We start from the raw sequence: 18,991 nt of genomic DNA on the forward strand, positions 1-18,991 counted from the left end.
GTGGAGAACTGCCCTGTGGACAACTCCGATCGCGTCGGTGGCGTGACCTAGCGTCGTGGTCATGGGGCAACAGCGTTCAGGACGGGTCGGCACGGTCGGGTGGCCGATCGTGGTGGCGGCCGCGCCCACCGCGGCGTTCCAGCTGCCGAACCTGTTCGTCACCCCGGCGGTCCGGCTGTCGCTCGTCGTGTTCGGGCTCGTCGTGCTTGCCGTCGCCGTGGCGGTGCAGGTGGTCCGGACCCGACGCAGCGACGCCGCGCGCTCGGCGGCCGAGGAGAACGCGACCGCGGCAGAGCTCGAACAGTCGACGGCGGTCCGGTACGCGTTCGGCCAGATCGCCACCCGGCTCGTCCGGTTCGCCGAACTGCCCCGGTCCGAGCGTCACGCCGAACTCTCCGTCGTCGCCGACCGCGTCGCCGTGGCCCTGGCGTTCTACCTGCTGCCGAAGGTGCCCGACGTCCGCGCCAACGTGTACCAGCTGTCCACCGATCTGCGTGCGCTCGAGCCGATCGGTCACGGGGGTGCCGGCGACACCGCCGGGGTCTTCCGCGCGGGCACGCCCTACGGCGACCGCAACCTCGAGTGGGTGCTGGTCGGGGGATCACCCCGGATCGTCGGCGACCGCTCCGCCGACGTCGATGTCGACCAGGACGTGTCCGGCTTCGAACCGCGGTACTCCTCGTACGTCTCGGTGGTGATCCGGTCCGACCAGTACTCGTTCGGCATGCTCACCGTCGACTCCCCGGTCCCCGACGCCTTCACCGAACTCGACGCGAAGAACATCGCGATGATGGCGTCGTTCATGGCCGTGGCGTTCTCGTTGACCTACTCGTTCCCCGAGCGCGACCGCAATCCAAGGAAAGGCCCGTGATGCTCACACGCTCTGTCGGACGCTCGACGTACCATGCCCCCATGACGACCGTGAACCCTGCTCCGCCGTCGTTCGGGCGTGCCCGGATCTCATCGCCCAACTGGAACGACACCACCACCGACGCCGACTACGAAGACCTCGACGTCATCGCCGCCAACATCGAGCGCGAGCGCGAAGCAGCCCGGATCCGGGTCGCCGCAGCCATCGCCGCGCGTCTGGGTCGCTGACCCTTCCCGCATCCTCCACGACGAACGGCTCCCACGTGTGTGGGAGCCGTTCGTCGTGGAGCGTCGAGGCTCCGGGCGTCGGGGCTACTGCGCCTCGGGCACATCGATCAGCACCTTGCCGACGGTGTCCTGCTCGACGGCGTCGTGCGCGTCCGCGGTGCGGGCAAGGTCGAAGCGCGTGAGCGGGAGCCCGGCGTCCTCGCCGACCGGCAGCACGCCGTCGTGCAGTGCCTCGGTGACGTCCTCGGCCGCGGCGGCCAGGGCCTCATCGCCGATCGTGTAGAGCAGCAGGAACTGGTACCGCGCGTTGACGCTCATGTTCGGGCGGATCGGAAGCGAAGCCTCGTCGCCGCCGTTGTTCGCGTAGATCGACACGACGCCGTGGTTCGCGAGCACGTCGGCGACCAGGGCGGCGTTCTGCGGGATCGACACCTCGACGACGATGTCGACGCCGTCGGGAGCGATGTCGCGGATTCGAGCCGCGGCGTCGTCCTGCCGGTAGTTCACGACGTGGTGAGCGCCCGCGGCGGTGGCGAGCGCGGCCTTGTCGTCCGAGCTGATGGTCGTGATCACCGTCGCGCCGGCCCAGCGGGCGAGCTGGATCGCGGCGTGCCCCACGGCGCCGGCACCACCGGCGACGAGCACGGTGAAGCCGTCGAGGGATCCGGGGCCGAGTCGCGACGGACCGTCCTCGTGCGTGGTCAGGGCGCGGTGTGCCGTCATCGCCGGCACCCCCAACGAGGCGCCGACGTCGAACGAGATGCCGTCGGGCAGGCGGACCGCGCGGGTCTCCGGCACGACGGTGTACTCCTGCGCGGTGCCGGTCGGGCGCGAGGCGGCGGCCATGAAGAGCCACACGCGGTCACCGACGGCGAGGTCCTCGACACCCGGGCCGACCGCGTCGACGATGCCGGCGCCGTCCTGGTTCGGGGTGATCTCGGGGAACGGCAGGCCGTCGCCGTAGGTGCCGCCGGCCCGGGCCTTCCAGTCCGTCGGGTTCACGCCGGAGACGACCACGCGGACGCGGACCTCGCCGGCGCCGGGTTCGGGGACGTCCCGCTCGACGAGTTCGAGGACGCTGCTGTCACCGGGCTTCGTGTAGACGATCGATCGCATGTCCCCAGGCAACCACTCGCCGCCGTCGGGGATTCCGAGTGTGGGCGTGGCGACACTTCGTGAGCAGGAATGGTCGGGTGCGCGCTGCCGACCCGACCATTCCTGCTCACGAAGCGCCCCGCGCCCCGCGCCCCGCGCCCGCCCCGCGCCCCCGCCCGCCGCGCCAGCTCAGCGCGCGTCGTACTCCTCGCGCGACACGGCGACGTCGTCCATGTGGGACGTCGCCCACGCCTCGAGCGGCTCGAGCACCCGGCGGAGCGACCGCCCGCGATCGGTCAGTTCGTACTCGACGTGCGGCGGGATCTCCGGGAACACCGTGCGCGTCACGAGCCCGTCCCGTTCGAGCGCGCGGAGTGTCTGCGTGAGCATCTTCTGCGACACGCCCTGTACCCGGTTCGCGATCGCCGAGTACCGTTGCGGCCCGTCGGCGAGGGTGCCGATCGTCAGCACGCTCCAGCGGTCGCCGATGCGGTCGAGCAACTGTCGGCTGGGGCAGTCCGCCGCGTAGGGGCTGTACTCGAGTGCTGACATCCTGGCCTGGCCTCCGTGACGACGGGCTCCGTTACGCACTGTGAGGTGCCTACTTACTCAAAGAGAGTAACTCTTGTACGGTGAGCAGCACCAGCCCCACGAAAGGAACAGCATGACCAGCATCGTCGTCTTCGGAGGCACCGGCTACGCCGGCTCCGCCATCACCCGCGAAGCCCTCTCCCGCGGCTTCGCCGTCACCGCCGTCGCGCGCGACACGAGCAAGCTCGACGCCGCCGAGGGCCTGACCCTGGCGCAGGGTGACGCGTTCGACGCCGACTTCGTGGCCGAGGTCACGAAGGACGCCGACGTCATCGTCGTCGCGCTGCACGCGGTCCAGTCGGACGGCAGTGAACTCAAGGACAAGTTCCAGCACTTCGTCGACGCTGCGGCCAGCGCCGGTGCGCGGCTCGGCATCGTCGGCGGCGCCGGTTCGCTGCTCGTCGCCGAGGGCGGTCCGCGCCTGTTCGACTCGGCCGAGTTCCCGGACGCGTTCAAGGGCGAGGCGAAGAGCCACGCGCAGATCCTCGACGCGCTCCGTGCCTCGGACACCGACGTCGACTGGTTCTACGTCAGCCCGGCCGCCGGCTACGGCAGCTACAACCCGGGCGAGCGTCGCGGCACGTACCGCACGACCGACGAGGTCCTGCTCGCCGACGCCGAGGGCAACTCGGACATCTCCGGTGACGACTTCGGTCTGGCCTTCGTCGACGAGATCGCGAACCCGGCACACCACCAGACGCGCTTCGGCGTCGCCTACTGAGGCGGTTCGCTTCCGCTTCGCACGACCAAGGTCACCCGGAACCGCGCAACGGCGTGGTTCCGGGTGACTTTGGCTGTGCGGCGCGCGTCCGACATGGCCAGCCGGCCGACGGGAGGCGCGGGGCGGGGCCGCCAGGGGCCTCCCGTCCGCTGGTGGGTGCGTCCACCGCCTCCGGGTCAGTGCGCGACGATCGCCGGCAGCGGCACGTGGTGGCGCATGCGCACCGCCACGTGCAGGCCTCCGCGGCGGGCGAGCACGAGCGCGATCACGGCGGCGGCCGCAGCGGGCACCCCGCCGGCGACCATCATCCCGACGTGGGCGCCGAAGTGGTCGACGACCTGGCCCATCAGCGGCCCGCCGATCGCCTGGCCGCCGAGCAGCACGAGCACGTAGAGCGACATCACCCGGCCGCGGACGCTGATGTTCGAGGACAGCTGCACGAGCGAGTTCGACGCGGTCTGGAACAGCAGCTGCGACATCCCGACGGCGACGAGCGCCACGGTGAACGGCGCGATCACGGGGATGCTCCCGGAGACCACGAGCAGCACCCCGGTCCAGAACACCCCGCCCACGATGGTCCGGAGCCGCACGACCGCCCGCCGCGTGGAGAGCAGGGCGCCGACGAGTGCGCCGATCGCCACGGCGGAGTTGAACACGCCGTACCCGGCGGCGCCGACGTCGTAGACCTGGGACGCGAAGGCCGACAGCAGCACGGGCATCGTCAGTGCGAACACCGAGAAGAACGCGACGAGGATCACCGGCACGATGATCGTCGGCTTGTTCACGGCGTAGCGGAGCCCCTCGATCAGCTGCCCCTTGCCGCGGGGTGCCGGGGGCGTCCGGTGCAGCTCCGAGACCTTCAGGAACCCGAGCGTCACGACGACGGCGACGCAGGCGATCGCGTTCACGCCGAACGACCACCCCGCCCCGACGGCGACGAGCAGTGCGCCGGACAGCGCCGGTCCGATCATGCCGCCCAGCTGGAACACCGACGAGTTCACGCTGATCGCGTTGCGGAGGTGCTGGTGCCCGACGATCTCGGTGACGAACACCTGCCGGGCGGGGTTGTCGATCACGGTGACCATGCCGACCAGGAACGCGATCACCCAGATGTGCCAGGCCTCGACCACCCCGGCCAGCGTCAGCACGGCGAGCAGCGCGGACAGCACCGCGAAGGCGCCCTGCGTGATCATCATCAGCGCGCGCTTCGAGAACCGGTCCACGAGCACCCCGCCGAGCAGCCCGAACAGCAGCATCGGCGCGAATTGGCAGGCGACGGTGATGCCGACCTGCGCGACCGAGCCGGTCAGCTGCAGGACGAGCCAGTCCTGGGCGATGCGCTGCATCCACCCGGCGGTCATCGCGACGAGGTTGGTGGCCGTGAACAGCCGGAAGTTCGGCACGGACAGGGCGATGAGGGTGTGCCGCCAGGGCGGGCGGGTGGCCTGGATCGGGAGTGGTTCGGTGGGCGGGGGGAGGGTCGTCGATGACGCACTCACGGTGAGGGGTTCTCCGGACGTCGTTGCGGATCTGGTACCCCAACGAAACTACGTGACCGCAGTCCATTCGACACCCCTATGGTGGCTATCAATCCATTGCGATGTCGAATGACCGCGCGAACGCCCGCGCGAACGAACGAGGTGCCCCGTGCTCGATCCGGTCCTGCTGCAGACCTTCCTGGCCGTCGCCGAGACACAGAGCTTCACGCAGGCCGGAGCCCGCCTCGGCATCAGTCAGCCCACCGTGTCCCAGCACGTCCGGCGGCTCGAGACCGCGGTGTCCCGCACCCTCGTCGCACGCGACACCCGTGGCGTCACCCTCACCGACAACGGCGACGCGATGGCCGGCTTCGCCCGGACGATCCTCGCCGCGCACGCCACCGCGGACGCGTACTTCTCCGGGTCGGCGACGCGCGGGCGGCTCCGGTTCGGCGCGGCCGACGACCTGGCGATCACGCAGTTGCCGCGCATCCTCCGCGACTTCCGGCGGCTGCACCCGCAGGTGAACCTCGAGCTGACGGTGAACCAGTCGTCGCCGCTGCTGCGCCGGGTGCACGCCGGCCAGCTCGACCTGGTGTTCATCAAGCAGACCGCGGGGGAGTCCGCCGAGGGCACCCGCGTCGCGACCGACCAGATGGTGTGGATGGCGCAGGACGGCATCGCGGTCGAACGCGACGAGCCCGTGCCGCTCATCGCGTACCAGGCGCCGAGCATCAGTCGGCAGATGGCGATCGACGCCCTCGAGGCCGCCGGCCGCACCTGGCGGATCACCTGCAACACCCGTGACGTCAACGGTGTCCTGGCGGCAGTGCGGGCGGGGATCGGCGTGGCGGTGTTCCCGCACTCGCTCATCCCGGCGGACCTGGTGAAGGTGTCGCAGCGGCTGGGGCTGCCGGACCTGCCGGCGGTCGACTACGTCCTCATCGCCAACCCGACGGTGCAGCGCGAGCCGATCGATGCCCTGACGAACGCGATCCTGTCCCGCGGGGTCGTCCGCGCGGTCTGACCGCGACCGGCGTGCAGCGGACGCGCGGGCTACGGCGCGAGGGTCGGAGTCGTCCCGGTGCCGGTCAGGTCGGGCAGCGTCACCCCGGCGAGCGGCAGCAGCGCCGACGCGACGGCCCACAGCAGCACGAGCGTGCCGACGCCACCGAGCACGGCACCGAGCAGCGCGACCGGCCGTTGCCACGTCGCCGCACGGTCGCGCAGCGTCACGATCGACACCACCAGCGCGAGGAGTCCGAGCACGACGCCGACACCGTGCACGGTCGCCGGCGCGGTGAACCACCACGCCGCGAGTCCGAGCGTCGCGATGCCCGCCACGGCGGCCAGGATCGCCCCGGGCGTCGCACCGAGTGCACGGCGCGGCTCCGGCTCGGCGGCTGCGGCCACGGGCTGGTCGAGCAGTTCGGTCGGGAGGCCCGGCTCGGCCCCGACGGACGCACTCGCCTCGGCACGGGGTGCGGTCACGGGCACGACCGGGTTCGGCGCCATCGGCGCGGTCGACGAGGCGGTCGGCACCGACGGCGCCTGCAGGACCGCGTCGAAGGACCGCACGTGGGCGGACGCCGGCGTCGGTGCCGGTGTCACGGTGGCGGCGGCCTGCTGGTGGGCGAAGCGGCGGGGCGTGCGGAAGCCGATCGGGCCCACGGGTTCGGGCTCGGTGCCCTCGACGACGACGTGCTCCAGGCCGGGCACCGAGAACCGGGGCTGGCCGGCGGAGGGCACGGGCGACGGCGCGGGAGCCGGCGCGGTGCCGGGAGCGGCGTCGATCGGCGAGACCGGGGCGGGGGCGGAGGCCACGGCGGCGGTGTCGAACGGCACGGTGTGCACGGACGGTGAGGTCGGTGCCGGCGGCAGGAGGTCCTGCTGCGGCGGGTAGTCGGGGACCGCGACGTCGTCCTCGACGAGGGCCGCGATCGACGCGGGCTCCGGCGTCGGCACGGCCGTCGGGGCGAGCGTGGTCGTCGGCTGCGGGGCGGAGCCGACCACGGCGGTGGGGGCCGGCGCATCGTGGGCGGTGCGCGACGTGGCGGGGATGTGACGGGCCTCCTGGCCGGTGCTCGCTGCGAGGTCGGGGGTGAGCCGCTCGACGGCCACGGCCGGTTCGACGACCGGTGCGGTCACCCAGGACGGGACGGGACGGCGCGGCCGTTCCGAATCCTGCATGCGATGCGACGCCACTGCGGTGCTCCCTTCGTCGACTGATCCATCGTCAGTTCTAGCGGCAACGGTCGCGGATGTCGCAGCCCCAGTTCCGGGGTCGCCGGTACGTTCGGGGCATGACCGGAATCGAACACCGTCCACTGGGTCCCTCGGGGCTCGTCGTCTCCACCGTCGGCCTCGGCTGCAACAACTTCGGGCGACCGGGGACCGCCTCCGAGTCGCAGGAGGGCACCGACGCCGTCGTGCGGGCGGCCCTCGACGCCGGTGTCACGCTCTTCGACACCGCGGACATCTACGGCGGCCGGCCCGGCATGTCCGAGGAGATGCTCGGCAGGTCGATAGCGGGGCGGCGGGACGAGATCGTGCTCGCGACGAAGTTCGGCATGGACATGCAGGGCGCGAACGGCCCGGACTGGGATGTCCGCGGCTCGCGACGGTACGTCCGGCTGGCCGTCGAGTCCTCGCTCCGTCGCCTCGGCACGGACTGGATCGACCTGTACCAGATGCACCGACCCGACGACGTGACGCCGATCGAGGAGACGCTGTCCGTCCTCGACGACCTGGTCCGCGAGGGCAAGATCCGGTACGTCGGACACTCGAACTTCGCCGGGTGGCAGATCGCCGAGGCCGAGCTGACGGCGTCGATCGCCGGCACCACCGCGTTCGTGTCCGCGCAGAACGAGTACAGCCCGCTCGCCCGAGCCGCCGAGGCCGAGGTGCTGCCGGCCGTCCGTGCCTACGCGCTCGGGTTCCTGCCGTTCTTCCCGCTGTACAACGGGCTGCTGACCGGCAAGTACACGAAGGCCGGGGGCCCGGCCGACGGGCGCCTGTCGACGTCGAAGCCGCAGCTGCTCGAGGACGCCCCGTGGGACGTCCTCGACGACTACCAGCGGTTCTGCGACCACCGCGGCGTCACGATGCTGCAGGCGACGTTCGCCTGGTTGCTCGCGCAGCCGGGGTTGTCGAGCGTCATCGCCGGTGCGACGAAGCCGGAGCAGATCACGCAGAACGTCGAGGCGGGGACCACCTGGACGCCGACCGAGGACGACATCGCCGACATGACGGAGATCTTCGACCGGGCGTAGTGCCCGCCGCCCGCCGCCGGGGCCGAGCCTCGGGCGTCAGCGGGTCGCGGCCTGCAGGGCCTCGCGCAGCTGGTCGGCGGTCAGGCGCGGGCCGTAGCCGGGGGTGTCCCGCTGGATGCGCCAGCCCTCGGCGAGGGGACCGGCGTCGACGACGTCGAAGCCGAACTGCTCGATGAGGTCCGTGGTGACCTGCTTCGCCTCGGCGTCGTCGCCCGCGACCACGAGGGCGCGGCGGTCCGGGGTGCCGGCCGGGGTGGCGTGGCCGGTGAGGTCCGCGGCGCCGATGTGGTTGAAGGCCTTGACGACCCGGGCGCCGGGCAGGTGGTCCTGCAGCAGCTCGGCGGTCGTCGTCGACCCGTCGTCGAGCGCGGCGATGTGGCCGTCGCGCTCCCAGTAGTAGTTGTTCGTGTCGATGACGACCTTGCCGACGAGCGGTTCCGCCGGGATCGTGTCGATCGCGGCGAGCGGCACGGTGACGACGACGACCTCGCCCGCGGCGGCGGCTTCGTCGCGGGTGGCCGCACGGGCCTGGTCGCCGAGCTCGGTGACCAGGTCGGTCAGGGTCTCGGGGCCGCGGGAGTTCGCGATCACCACCTGGTGGCCGTGCTGCACCGCGAGTCGTGCGAGTTGGGATCCGATGTTGCCTGCGCCGATGATGCCGATCGTTGTCATGGTGTCCATCCAACGCCCGGTGGCCTCGAGCATTCCCCGTGGAGCGCGTGCGGCCCGGGCGGAGCATGATGGCGGCATGGACCACGAGTTCCGCGACGAGACCGACCAGGACCGCTACGCCATGTACGTCGGCGGTGAGCTCGTGAGCGTGCTCGACTACCGCGAGAACGGCGACGCGATCGCGTTCCCGCACACGTACACGGTGCCGAAGCACCGCGGGCACGGCTACGCGGCCGAGCTCGTCGAGTACGCCGTCGCGGACGTCGAGTCGAACTCGACGAAGCGGGTCGTGCCGATGTGCTGGTTCGTCGGCAAGTGGTTCGACGAGCACCCCGAGAAGTCAGACCTGCTCATCCGCAGTGCCGCGGACTGAGCCGACGCGAGAAGAGGGCCACATGCCCACCATCACCCCGTTCCTCTGGTACGACGACCAGGCCGAGCAGGCAGCCCGGTACTACGTCGACCTGTTCCCCGGCAGCTCGATCGACAGCGTGGCGAAGACCCCGGACGGCGCGACGCTGGTCGTCGAGTTCACGTTGCTCGGGCAGCCGTACCGGGCGATGAACGGCGGCCCGGGACACCCGCACACCGACGCCGTCTCGTTCCAGGTCGACGTGGACACGCAGGACGAACTCGACCGCATCTGGGACGCCCTGCTCGCCGACGGCGGGAAGCCGAGCATGTGCGGCTGGTTGTTCGACCGTTGGGGCGTCGCCTGGCAGGTGACGCCGTCGATGATGGGCGAGCTGATGACCGGGTCGGGCGACCCCGAGGCGAACGCCCGTGTCTTCCAGGCGATGATGACGATGCAGAAGCTCGACATCCCCGCACTCCGGGCCGCCGCCGCCGGCCACTGAGTCCGAACCTCGCGTACCGCCCGGTATGGTGTCGGCACGGAAGACCGCCGGCCGGCGCCGGCACCGACAGGCTGGAGCCACGATGGACCACCCGAGCTCCCAGATCCGGAACAGTGAGATCGGCCGGGCCTACACCGAACTCGCCCGGATCACCCGGCGCGCGAGCATCCGCGCCCGCGGGTCCGACGACGCGCTGAGCGTCGTCGACCAGTCCCTCGTCGACTTCGTGGTGCAGCACCCCGGCTGCATGGCCATCGACATCGCCCGGTACCTGCGCCTGAACCGCTCGACGATCTCCCGCCAGCTCTCCGGGCTCCTCGCAACGGGCCTGATCCGGACGACCGACGGCGGCACCGGCAACGCGAAGCCGCTCGAGGCGACGGACGCCGGCCGCACCGCGCTCGAACGCTCCGTGCAACTGCACCGCGACGCGCTGGAGGAGCGGCTCGCCGGCTGGTCCGACGACGACATCGCCCTGCTCGCCGGCCTGCTGGAACGGCTCGGCGCCTCGGACGAGGCCGGGCTGCCGATGCCCGGGCGCGCGTCGACGTGACGACCTCGTTCGTCCTGCTCTCCGACACGCACCTGCCGAAGCGGGCGAAGGACCTGCCGGCGGCGCTCTGGTCCGACGTCGACGCCGCCGACCTCGTGGTGCACGCGGGGGACTGGGTCGACCTCGCCACCCTCGACGCCGTGCAGGCCCGATCGCGCCGGTTCGAGGGAGTGCGCGGCAACAACGACGGCCCCGAGTTCGACGACCGGCTCCCGCTCGTCGCCCGCTTCGCCGTCGAGGACCTGCGCTTCGCCCTGGTGCACGAGACCGGCGCCGCGACGGGCCGGGAGCGCCGGATGGCCGCCGAGTACCCGGACGTCGACGTGCTCGTCTTCGGGCACTCGCACATCCCGTGGGACACCGTCGCGCCGTCGGGCCTGCGGCTGCTCAACCCCGGGTCGCCCACCGATCGTCGCCGGCAGCCGGACTGCACGTGGATGCGCGGGACGGTGACCGGCGCGGACCTGACCGTCGAACTGGTGCGCCTGCCGCCGCCCGCCCGCTGACCCGAGATCCGCCCCAGCCACCCCGTTCGCGAAAGCGACAGATCCCCGCGGAACATCGGCGGACATCTGTCGCTTTCGCGGGGTGGTCGGCGGTCGTCAGCGTAGAAGTGTCGCTTCCGCGGCGATGACCCCGGTACCAGCGCCGGCACCCAATCCCAGCGGCATCTCGAAGAACGCCAGCTCCCACTCGGTCGAGCGGCGGAACGCCCGCGCCATCCGTCCCCGCTCGGCCGGGGTCGCGGCGGCTGCCATCTCCTCGACCAATCGGGTCGCCTCGGCGCTCGACGCCGCGAAGCCCTCGTCGCCGTACGCGGCGATCCAGTCCGCGAACGGGTGTCCGTCCGGCGCCGTGCCGAGCTGCGCGCCCACCCAGGCGTAGACCCGGAAGCAGGGGAGCACCGCCGCGGCGAGCACGGCCGCCGACCCGGAGTCCGCCGCCTGTTGCAGGTGTGCCAGGTAGCCGGCGCACGTCGGGTGGACGGGGTCGTCGGCGTGGGTGCCGGCGAGTCGTCGGTGGTGCAGGTCGCGGGCCTCGGCGGCGCACCCCTCGGACGCCGCAGCCCAGAACGCGGCAGCCGCAGGACCGGCACCAGCACCGGCAGCGCTCGCCGCCAGCGCCGCGAGGTGCCGCTCGTAGGCCCGCAGGTAGTGCACGTCCTGCGCGAGGTACCCGGCGAACACGTCCGCATCGAGCGTCCCGTCCCGCAGCCCCACGAGGAACCCGCACGCGATCGTCGACCGCAGCAGGGAGCCGACGTCCTCCCACCACACGTCGGTGGACGGGACCACGGGCAGCGCCGCACGGGCCACGGCGCCGTGGTCGATCGGCCCGTTGCCGGACCCGACCTGCAGCCCATCGGCTCCCTGCAGCGCCGCCGTCAGCCAGGGCTTCGCCACCCCGACCGCGAGTTCCCAGTCCCCGTGCCGGGCGGCGAGCGTCGCGATCGCGCTCGACAGCGAGCACCCGGTGCCGTGCGTGTTCGTCGTCGCAACGCGGGGAGCCGTGAACCGCCGAACGGATCCCGAGGGCGACACGAGCACGTCGTCGGAGGTCGGCCCCTCGTCGTGTCCGCCCTTCGCCAGCACGAGGACGTCCCACGTCGACGCCACGAGCCGCGCAGCATCCAGCGACGACAGCGGAGCCCGCGACGGAGCCCCGGCCAGCTCCGCCAGCACCGCCAGCTCGGCCCGGTTCGGCGTGACCAGGTCGGCCAGCCCGAACAACGTGCCCATCGCGGCGGCGGCGTCCTCGTCGAGCAGCCGGTCGCCGCTCGTCGCCACCATCACCGGGTCCACGACGACCACGGGCGGCCGGTGCTCCCGCAGCCAGTCCGTCACGGTCCGCACGACCTCGGCGGTGCCGAGCATGCCGATCTTGACGGCGTCGACGACCACGTCGTCGGACACCGCGTCGAGCTGCTCCCGCAGGAACGCGACGTCCGGCACGTGCACCGACCGCACGCCGTGCGTGTTCTGCGCGACGAGAGCCGTCACCACCCCCATGCCGTAGCCGTCGTGCGCGGCGATCGCCTTGAGGTCGGCCTGCAGCCCGGCGCCGCCGGTCGGGTCGGTCCCGGCGACGGCCAGGACGCGCGGGACGGTCACGACGAGGCCCCCGACGGGAGGAACGGATCGCCCGCTGCGAGCCGCTCCGACTCCGCCCCGCGGTCGGCTCCAGGGCCCCACGCGGCCACGTACGCCGCCGCGGCGGATCCGGGGTCGGCCGCGGCACAGATGCCCGAGACGATCGCCACGCCAGCGGCGCCGGCTGCCCGGAGCGGCGCGACGTCGTCGAGGGTCACCCCGCCGATCGCCACGCAGGGCACCTCGGTCGCCGCCGCGAGCCGGGCGAACCCGTCGTGACCGAGCGCCGGCGGATGGTCGGCCTTCGTCGCCGTGGGGTGCACGACCCCGACGCCGAGCAGGTCGACGGTGCCGCGGGGCAGCCGCTCGACGGCAGCCAGGTGCTCGAGCGTGTTCGCCGTCAGCCCGACGTGCGCGTCCGGCCCGAGCAGCGCCCGGGCGACGGTCACGGGCACGTCCGACTGGCCGAGGTGCACCCCGGCGACCCGGTGCCCCGCGTGCCGAGCGGCGAGGGCGACGTCGAGCCGGTCGTCGACCACCACGATCGCGCGGTCCCCGACGGCGTCGGCCACGGCGGCGGTCAGGGCGAGCAGGTCACGGGCCGAGGCGTCCTTGTCCCGCACCTGGACGATCCCGACCCCGGCGTGCACCGCAGCGCGGACCACCCCGAGCACGCCGACACCGTGCCGGTCGGCCAGCGAGCCGTCGGTGACCAGGTAGACGCCGACGTCCCGCTGCGGCCCGCTCATGCCGGCACCACCAGGGACGCAGGCTCGGCCTCGACCGTGATCCGGGCCTCGCGGACGACGTCCTCCGGGGTGAGCGACGCCAACCGGTCGAGGAACAGCGGCTGGAACGTGCCGGGGCCACCGGCCTCGCGGGCGGCGAGCTCCGCGGCGATGGTGTGCACCGCGGTCGCGGCGACGGCGGCCGCACCGGCGTCGTCGGGTACGACCGACGTGAACGCGGCGACGACCGCGCCGAGGGCACACCCGCCCCCGGTGATCCGCGTCAACAGGTCGGTGCCGTTGGCGACCCGCACCACACCGGTGCCCGGCGCGACCAGCAGGTCGACGGGACCCGACACGGCCACCGCGGCCACGAGCCTCCCGGTCGACGCCTGCACGGACGCGAGACGGGCGTCCTCCGTGCCCACCGTGCTGTCGACGCCGCGGCCACCGGCCGAGTCGCCGAGCAGGGCGAGCACCTCGGAGGCGTTGCCACGCAGCACCGTCGGGTGCAACCCGAGCAGGTCGCGGGCCAGGACGGTGCGCACCGGCAGCGAGCCGACGGCGACGGGGTCGAGCACCCACGGGGTGCCCGTGTCGCGGGCGGCGCGAGCGGCCTCGAGCGCGGCCGTCCGCGGTTCCGCGTGCGGGGTGCCGGTGTTCACCAACAGGGCATCGGCCACCCGGGCGAACGGCCCCGCCTCGGTCGGGACGTCGACCATCGCGGGTGACGCACCGAGCGCCAGCAGCACGTTCGCGGTGACGTTCTGCACCACGGTGTTCGTGATGCACTGCACCAACGGACTCCGGGCACGGACGGCCTCGAGCAGCTCGGCGGTTCGGTGGGCCCAATCAGGGGAGGGCGCAGCGGTTTCCATGGACGATCCCTTCGCGAGTACGAGCTCGAGCAGGTTCGACGGGTGTGATCTCAGCCGCTGGTTGCGGCACCCCGTGTCTCGAGCGACACCGTACACGAGCCGCTGCGTCGTGCCACGGCCGTCGTCTCCGGTCACATGTCCGGCCCCGTGTGACAGGGTTGACGGGTGCCAGACACCACGCCTCCCGGACCGCCCCCGGGTCCCCGCGACCCCGGCGACGCCTGGGCGGTCGGCCCCGACGGCACCAAGGCCTGGGGACTCTTCGGCGCCGCCGGACTGCTCGTCGACGACGGCGCCGGACGCGTGCTCCTGCAGCACCGCGTCGAGTGGAGCCACCACGGCGGCACCTGGGGCATCCCCGGCGGCGCACGACACCAGGGCGAGGACGCCGTCACCGGCGCACTCCGCGAGTCCGCGGAGGAAGCCGGGGTGCCGCACGACGGCGTCGACCTGCGCCACACCGCACTGCTCGACCTGGGGTTCTGGACCTACACGACCGTCGTGGGGCGCGCCTCCCGGCCCTTCGAACCGGTCATCGCGGACCGCGAGAGCATCGCGCTCTCCTGGATCCCCGTCGACGACGTCGACGACCTCCCGCTGCACCCGGGGTTCAACAAGTCGTGGCCGGCCCTCCGCGCGTCCATCACCACCACGCCGCACATCGTCGTCGACGCCGCGAACGTCGTCGGCAGCGTGCCCGACGGGTGGTGGAAGGACCGCGCGGGTGCCGCTGCGCGCCTGCTGTCGTCGGTGACGGCGCTCGCCGCGTCCGGGGTGCCGGCCGACCTGCTCGCGTTGCCGTTCGACCGGTGGTGGCCGCGGTGGACGGTGGTGCTCGAGGGTGCGGCCCGTGGCGCCACGGCGGACGGGACCGACGGGTCCGGACCGGTCGAGGTCGTGCATGCGCCGGGCTCCGGCGACGACGCGATCGTGTCGGCCGCGCAGTCCGCGGTGGACGCGGGGGACGGACCCGTCGTGGTGGTCACCGCCGACCGCGGGCTCCGCGCCCGGGTCGAGGCGATCGGCGCCGTCGTGCACGGACCGTCCTGGCTGCGCGACCAGTCCTAGCGAGGCGGCGCGGCACGACCCGCCGTGTCCTTCGTTGTGACGTGTTGTTCACACCGCTGTGTCACGAGCCGACCCACTCGTCGGTACGCTGGCCGGACGTCAACGGAGACGCACACACAGGAGGTTCTCCATGGAGCGGATCACCAGGGCCGACGACCGAGTCCACCGCCCGGCCGGGCCGTGGACACCGACCGTCCACCGGCTGCTCGCACACCTGCACGAACAGGGGTTCGTCGCGGCACCGGAGCCGATCGAGCACGGCGACACCCTCGAGACGGTGTCGTTCGTCCCCGGGGTCGCGGGGGAGTACCCGTGGACCGAGGACGTCGCGAGCGAAGCCGCCCTCGTCACGAGCGCCCGCCTGCTCCGGCAGTTCCACGACGCCGCAGCCACCTATCCGTTCGACGCATCGCGGGACTGCTGGTCCCAGGCCGAGCGCACACCCGTCGAGACGATCGTGCACGGCGACTTCGCCCCGTACAACTGCGTCTACGACGGCATCCAGGCCGTGGGGCTCATCGACTTCGACACCGCACACCCCGGGCCCCGCGTCTGGGACGTCGCGAGTGCCGTGTACCGGTTCGCCCCGTTCACCACCGGAGCCGTCGAGGGCATGACCGCCCCCGCCCTCGAGGACCGGCTCGCCCGTGCCGCGGAGTTCTGCCGCGCCTACGACCTCGACGCCCGCTCCCGCAGCGTCCTCGCCGAGACGATGACCGCGTCACTCGTCGCGATGGTCACCACCATGGAGACCGAGGCCGCCGCGGGCAACCCGAAGTTCGTCAGCGACCTGGCACACGGGCACGCCGACCTGTACCGGGCCGACGTCGCCTACCTCGAGCAGCACGCCGACGCCATCGCCGCCGCCGTCGCGTGACCCCGACCCCTGCGCAGCTCCGCACGCTGCGGCTCGCCGCGCAGGGGATCGCGGTCCCCGGGCTCGACCCCACCGCCGCAGTCGAGCGGATGACCGCCGTGCAGGGGCAGGACCTCGGCCAGGCGCTCTGGGCCATCGGGGTCCGCGCACCCGGGGCGACCCGCGACGACGTCCGCGCCGCCTTCGACCGCGGTGGACTCGTCCGCTCCTGGCCGATGCGGGGGACCCTGCACGCCGTGCGCCCCGACGACCTGCGACTCCTGCTCTCCCTGACCGCCGAACGGACCCTGCGCAGCATCGCCCGACGCGCCACCGAACTCGGCATCGACCGGCCCCTGCTCGACCGAGCACGGGACACCACCGTCGCCGCACTCTCCGGCGGTCGTTCCCTCGTCCGCGACGAACTCTTCGAGGAGTACCGCGCCGCCGGCATCGACCCCGGCGCCGGGCGCGGCTACCACCTGCTGCTGCAGCTCGCGCAAGAGGGACTCGTCGCCTGGGGACCCACCGCCCGCGTCGGCCAGGGACTCGTGCTCCTCGACGAGTGGGCACCGGCGGCCGCCGAGGTCCCCGACCGCGACGAAGCACTCCGCCGCGTCCTCGTCGGCTACCTGCGCGGCCGGGGTCCCGCAACCGAGACCGACGCCGCCGGCTGGACGAAGCTCCCGCTCGGCGACCTCCGCCGTGCCCGAGCCGCAGCCGGCGACGCCGTCGAGGACCTCGGCGACGGACTCCTCGCGTTGGCCGACCGTCCCACCACCGGCGGGACACCCACCGGGCACCTGCTGCCCGGGTTCGACGAGTACCTGCTCGGGTACGCCGACCGCTCCGCCCAGCTCGACCCCGCACACGCCGACCGGGTGGTGCCGGGTGCCAACGGCGTGTTCCTGCCGATGGCCGTCGTCCGTGGTCGGGTCGTCGGCACCTGGAAGCGGACCGAGCGCGCCGGCGGGGTCCTCGTCACCGTCACGCCCTTCGCGGCACTCGACACCGCTGCGGTCCGCGCGCTCGAGGCGGCCGCCGCCCGGTACGCGCGGTTCCTCGACGCGCCCGTCGCGTTCGGGGTCGTGGAGGCGACCAGCCGCAGCGCCTGAGCCGGCGGCGTGGGCCCAGACCGTACCCAGCAAGCACGCGGCGGACTCGTACCCTGCCTCGGGTAATGTCGCAGGGCCATGACCGACAGCCCGGCCGACGCCACCCCGTACGAAGTCCTCGGCGTCCCCGCGACCGCCGACGACGACGCGCTCCGCCGCGCCTACCGGCGCGCCGCCCGCGAATCCCACCCCGACCTCGGCGGTGACGCGCAGCACTTCCGGCGCGTCCAGCTCGCCTGGGAACGCATCGGCACGCCCGCTGCACGCCGCGCGTACGACGCCGGCTCCCGCGGCTCGTTCACCAGCAACGGTACCGGGCCGTTCAGCGCGTCCGGTGCGTCCGGTTCGTCGACCGGGAGGCCCGACTCCGGTCGCGACGCCTACGCACCTCCGTCAGCCCGTCGCGACACCCGCCCCCGCGCGCGGTCCCACGGACACCCCGGCGGACGCTCCCGCGAGGTCTTCCTGCAGGCGGAACGCGAGTGGGTCGGACTCGGCGACCCCATCGAGGATCCCTACGACCCCACCCTCATCCGGTCCGCGCCCCGGCACATCCGGCGGCTGCTCGGCGAAGCACTCGCCGAGGAGGCCACCGCCTCGATCGTCTCGGACATGGGCATCGGCGTGACGGTGTGGCACGACCTGGACGCCGGCGCCGAGGGCAAGCTCGACCACGCCGTCCTGACCCCGAGCGGACTCTGGGCCGTCGAGTCGATCGACTGGGGCGCCCCGGTGCGGGTGGAGCACGGCGACATCGTCGGCGAGACCCTGGCGCCGGGGGAACGACCGGTGAAGGAACTGGTCCGCGCCGCCCGTGCCGTGCAGAAGCAGACCCGGGTGCGGTTCACCGGCCGCTTGCTCGTCGTGCCGGACTCCGCCGTCGAGGTCGACGTGCAGCTCGTCGGCTCCCCGAAGAAGCCGACCGCGCTCGTCGTCCGGCGCAGTGCGCTCGGGCAGGTCCTGAACGGCGTGTGGTCCCCGCCCGGCTCGGTCGACGTGTTCGAGATCCGCGACCGCCTGCAGCAGACCGTCCGCTTCGTCTGACGTCTGACGTCCGGCGGGCGTCGACGGTCGGCGCGCCTCGGTGCTCGGTGTCAGTAGCCGCGGAGCTTCTCGAGGTCTCGGCGCTCCCGCTTGCTCGGGCGTCCGGCACCGCGGTCGCGCATCGGGACGAACCCGGCCTCTTCCTTGGAGAGCCGCGGCGGCGTCTTGTCCTCGAAGTGCTTCGCGGCCTCGGGCGCACTCGTCCGCTTCAGGATGATCCCCGTGACGACGACGATCCGGTCGAAGCCGTTCTGCCGCACCCGGACCTCGTCGCCGGGGCCGATCGGCTGCGCGGGCTTCGCACGCTCCCCGTTCACCCGGACGTGCCCGGCCTTGCACGCGGCGGTCGCGGCGGAGCGGGTCTTCGTGATCCGCACCGCCCAGATCCAGCTGTCCACGCGAGCCTTGGCCATCCCCTCACTCTAGGCGGCCCCTACGCTGGGCGGGTGAGCACCGGGGAGCAGGCAGCGATCGCGCGGGCCCGTGCGCTCGGTGTGCTGCACGACGCCGAGGTCGGGGACCGTCTCGTGGTCCGGGCGCACCACGGCGACGGCGCACAGGACGCCCTCGGAGACCTCGTCGCCCGCGGCCCCGACACCGTGACGATCGCCACCCGCCGTGGCCCGGTCGAGGTCCGGCTCGCCGACGTCGTCGCCGCGAAGCCCGTCCCGCCGCCCCCGGCCCCGCGCGCGCCCCGCCGCTGATCCCGCACCGTGCGAGGTTCGGGCGCCGTTGGTCGTGCCCGCACGGTGCAGGTTTGGTCGAGCCGTGCGGGCGTGGCCGCTCGGGCGCGCTTGCTGCGCTGCACGGGGCGGTCGAAGCCGCACCCGTTGGCGGTGGCCGCACCGTGCGCGTTTCGCGTCGTCGCGCCCGCA

The 18,991-nt window shown here is 73.1% G+C and carries 23 protein-coding genes and 1 riboswitch; of the genes, 14 read left to right on the plus strand and 9 right to left on the minus strand.

The features are described 5' to 3' along the window. The first annotated feature begins 61 nt into the window (after positions 1-61). Both ACXKZB_RS08050 and ACXKZB_RS08055 read left to right on the plus strand, forming a co-directional pair. Entirely contained in the window at positions 62-871 is an 810-nt protein-coding gene (locus ACXKZB_RS08050) for a hypothetical protein (RefSeq protein ID WP_488825593.1), read from the plus strand. A gap of 41 nt (positions 872-912) precedes the next feature. Beyond that, a complete protein-coding gene (locus tag ACXKZB_RS08055; RefSeq protein WP_123312988.1) occupies positions 913-1,098 on the plus strand; it encodes a hypothetical protein in 186 nt (61 codons plus the stop codon). Between the two features lie 84 nt (positions 1,099-1,182). Here the strand turns inward: ACXKZB_RS08055 and ACXKZB_RS08060 are convergent, their stop codons facing one another. After that, complete coding sequence (locus ACXKZB_RS08060) at positions 1,183-2,214, minus strand: NADPH:quinone reductase (protein ID WP_488825595.1); 1,032 nt, start codon at positions 2,212-2,214, stop codon at positions 1,183-1,185. 168 nt (positions 2,215-2,382) lie between these two features. Next, positions 2,383-2,745 (minus strand): winged helix-turn-helix transcriptional regulator, encoded by a 363-nt coding sequence (locus ACXKZB_RS08065; protein WP_222660651.1) that lies wholly within the window; start codon positions 2,743-2,745, stop codon positions 2,383-2,385. Between the two features lie 112 nt (positions 2,746-2,857). On the opposite strand from ACXKZB_RS08065, the gene ACXKZB_RS08070 reads away from it, so the two are divergent. Next, the gene (locus tag ACXKZB_RS08070) at positions 2,858-3,505 is read left to right on the plus strand and encodes an NAD(P)-dependent oxidoreductase (protein ID WP_488825598.1); all 648 of its coding nucleotides are present in this window, start codon (positions 2,858-2,860) and stop codon (positions 3,503-3,505) included. 176 nt (positions 3,506-3,681) lie between these two features. Here the strand turns inward: ACXKZB_RS08070 and ACXKZB_RS08075 are convergent, their stop codons facing one another. Next, entirely contained in the window at positions 3,682-5,004 is a 1,323-nt protein-coding gene (locus ACXKZB_RS08075) for an MFS transporter (protein WP_488825600.1), read from the minus strand. A 148-nt stretch (positions 5,005-5,152) separates the two neighbouring features. Between ACXKZB_RS08075 and ACXKZB_RS08080 the strand changes: the two genes are divergently transcribed. Beyond that, entirely contained in the window at positions 5,153-6,010 is an 858-nt protein-coding gene (locus tag ACXKZB_RS08080) for a LysR substrate-binding domain-containing protein (protein WP_123292823.1), read from the plus strand. A 29-nt stretch (positions 6,011-6,039) separates the two neighbouring features. On the opposite strand, the gene ACXKZB_RS08085 is transcribed toward ACXKZB_RS08080, so the two are convergent. Further along, positions 6,040-7,131: a hypothetical protein gene (locus ACXKZB_RS08085; protein ID WP_488825602.1), complete on the minus strand. Its 1,092-nt coding sequence runs from the start codon at positions 7,129-7,131 to the stop codon at positions 6,040-6,042. Between the two features lie 155 nt (positions 7,132-7,286). Between ACXKZB_RS08085 and ACXKZB_RS08090 the strand changes: the two genes are divergently transcribed. After that, positions 7,287-8,255 carry an aldo/keto reductase gene (locus ACXKZB_RS08090; protein WP_488825604.1) on the plus strand — a complete coding sequence of 323 codons (969 nt, stop codon included), beginning with the start codon at positions 7,287-7,289 and terminating at the stop codon, positions 8,253-8,255. 36 nt (positions 8,256-8,291) lie between these two features. On the opposite strand, the gene ACXKZB_RS08095 is transcribed toward ACXKZB_RS08090, so the two are convergent. Continuing rightward, positions 8,292-8,927 (minus strand): NADPH-dependent F420 reductase, encoded by a 636-nt coding sequence (locus tag ACXKZB_RS08095; protein ID WP_488825606.1) that lies wholly within the window; start codon positions 8,925-8,927, stop codon positions 8,292-8,294. Positions 8,928-9,003: 76 nt separating this feature from the next. Here ACXKZB_RS08095 and ACXKZB_RS08100 point away from each other — a divergent pair, with 76 nt between their 5' ends. The 4 genes from ACXKZB_RS08100 (at position 9,004) to ACXKZB_RS08115 (ending at position 10,843) form a co-directional block, all read left to right on the plus strand. Then, entirely contained in the window at positions 9,004-9,300 is a 297-nt protein-coding gene (locus ACXKZB_RS08100; RefSeq protein ID WP_222660658.1) for a GNAT family N-acetyltransferase, read from the plus strand. A gap of 22 nt (positions 9,301-9,322) precedes the next feature. After that, positions 9,323-9,784 (plus strand): VOC family protein, encoded by a 462-nt coding sequence (locus ACXKZB_RS08105; protein ID WP_123292436.1) that lies wholly within the window; start codon positions 9,323-9,325, stop codon positions 9,782-9,784. An 82-nt stretch (positions 9,785-9,866) separates the two neighbouring features. After that, positions 9,867-10,337 carry a MarR family winged helix-turn-helix transcriptional regulator gene (locus tag ACXKZB_RS08110; protein ID WP_488825609.1) on the plus strand — a complete coding sequence of 157 codons (471 nt, stop codon included), beginning with the start codon at positions 9,867-9,869 and terminating at the stop codon, positions 10,335-10,337. After that, positions 10,334-10,843 carry a metallophosphoesterase family protein gene (locus ACXKZB_RS08115; protein ID WP_488825611.1) on the plus strand — a complete coding sequence of 170 codons (510 nt, stop codon included), beginning with the start codon at positions 10,334-10,336 and terminating at the stop codon, positions 10,841-10,843. Before ACXKZB_RS08110 ends, ACXKZB_RS08115 begins: the two co-directional genes overlap by 4 nt. A 96-nt stretch (positions 10,844-10,939) precedes the next feature. Here the strand turns inward: ACXKZB_RS08115 and thiD are convergent, their stop codons facing one another. The 3 genes from thiD to thiM all read right to left on the minus strand — a co-directional run bounded on the left by thiD (position 10,940) and on the right by thiM (position 14,033). After that, the gene (gene thiD, locus ACXKZB_RS08120; RefSeq protein ID WP_488825613.1) at positions 10,940-12,448 is read right to left on the minus strand and encodes a bifunctional hydroxymethylpyrimidine kinase/phosphomethylpyrimidine kinase; all 1,509 of its coding nucleotides are present in this window, start codon (positions 12,446-12,448) and stop codon (positions 10,940-10,942) included. Beyond that, positions 12,445-13,176, minus strand: a complete 732-nt coding sequence (gene thiE, locus ACXKZB_RS08125; RefSeq protein WP_488825615.1) for a thiamine phosphate synthase — start codon at positions 13,174-13,176, stop codon at positions 12,445-12,447. The genes thiD and thiE overlap by 4 nt, the downstream gene beginning before the upstream one ends. Continuing rightward, positions 13,173-14,033 (minus strand): hydroxyethylthiazole kinase, encoded by an 861-nt coding sequence (gene thiM, locus ACXKZB_RS08130; RefSeq protein ID WP_488825617.1) that lies wholly within the window; start codon positions 14,031-14,033, stop codon positions 13,173-13,175. The genes thiE and thiM overlap by 4 nt, the downstream gene beginning before the upstream one ends. After that, positions 14,022-14,117, minus strand: a riboswitch (TPP riboswitch). It overlaps the preceding gene by 12 nt. Positions 14,118-14,198: 81 nt before the next feature. On the opposite strand from thiM, the gene ACXKZB_RS08135 reads away from it, so the two are divergent. The 4 genes from ACXKZB_RS08135 to ACXKZB_RS08150 all read left to right on the plus strand — a co-directional run bounded on the left by ACXKZB_RS08135 (position 14,199) and on the right by ACXKZB_RS08150 (position 18,116). Next, a complete protein-coding gene (locus ACXKZB_RS08135; protein WP_488825618.1) occupies positions 14,199-15,101 on the plus strand; it encodes an NUDIX domain-containing protein in 903 nt (300 codons plus the stop codon). Between the two features lie 130 nt (positions 15,102-15,231). Continuing rightward, on the plus strand, positions 15,232-15,978 hold the full coding sequence (locus tag ACXKZB_RS08140; RefSeq protein WP_123312974.1) for a phosphotransferase enzyme family protein: 747 nt from the start codon (positions 15,232-15,234) through the stop codon (positions 15,976-15,978). Next, on the plus strand, positions 15,975-17,072 hold the full coding sequence (locus ACXKZB_RS08145; protein WP_488825620.1) for a winged helix DNA-binding domain-containing protein: 1,098 nt from the start codon (positions 15,975-15,977) through the stop codon (positions 17,070-17,072). The genes ACXKZB_RS08140 and ACXKZB_RS08145 overlap by 4 nt, the downstream gene beginning before the upstream one ends. Before the next feature lie 78 nt (positions 17,073-17,150). Continuing rightward, positions 17,151-18,116, plus strand: a complete 966-nt coding sequence (locus ACXKZB_RS08150) for a J domain-containing protein (RefSeq protein WP_488825622.1) — start codon at positions 17,151-17,153, stop codon at positions 18,114-18,116. Between the two features lie 50 nt (positions 18,117-18,166). Here ACXKZB_RS08150 and ACXKZB_RS08155 read toward each other — a convergent pair whose 3' ends face one another. Next, positions 18,167-18,529 carry an RNA-binding S4 domain-containing protein gene (locus ACXKZB_RS08155; RefSeq protein ID WP_123292446.1) on the minus strand — a complete coding sequence of 121 codons (363 nt, stop codon included), beginning with the start codon at positions 18,527-18,529 and terminating at the stop codon, positions 18,167-18,169. Positions 18,530-18,562: 33 nt separating this feature from the next. Between ACXKZB_RS08155 and ACXKZB_RS08160 the strand changes: the two genes are divergently transcribed. Then, positions 18,563-18,820 (plus strand): putative acetyltransferase, encoded by a 258-nt coding sequence (locus ACXKZB_RS08160; RefSeq protein ID WP_488825624.1) that lies wholly within the window; start codon positions 18,563-18,565, stop codon positions 18,818-18,820. Positions 18,821-18,991 lie beyond the last annotated feature (171 nt).

The organism is Curtobacterium sp. ABR8 (genome assembly GCF_057812125.1).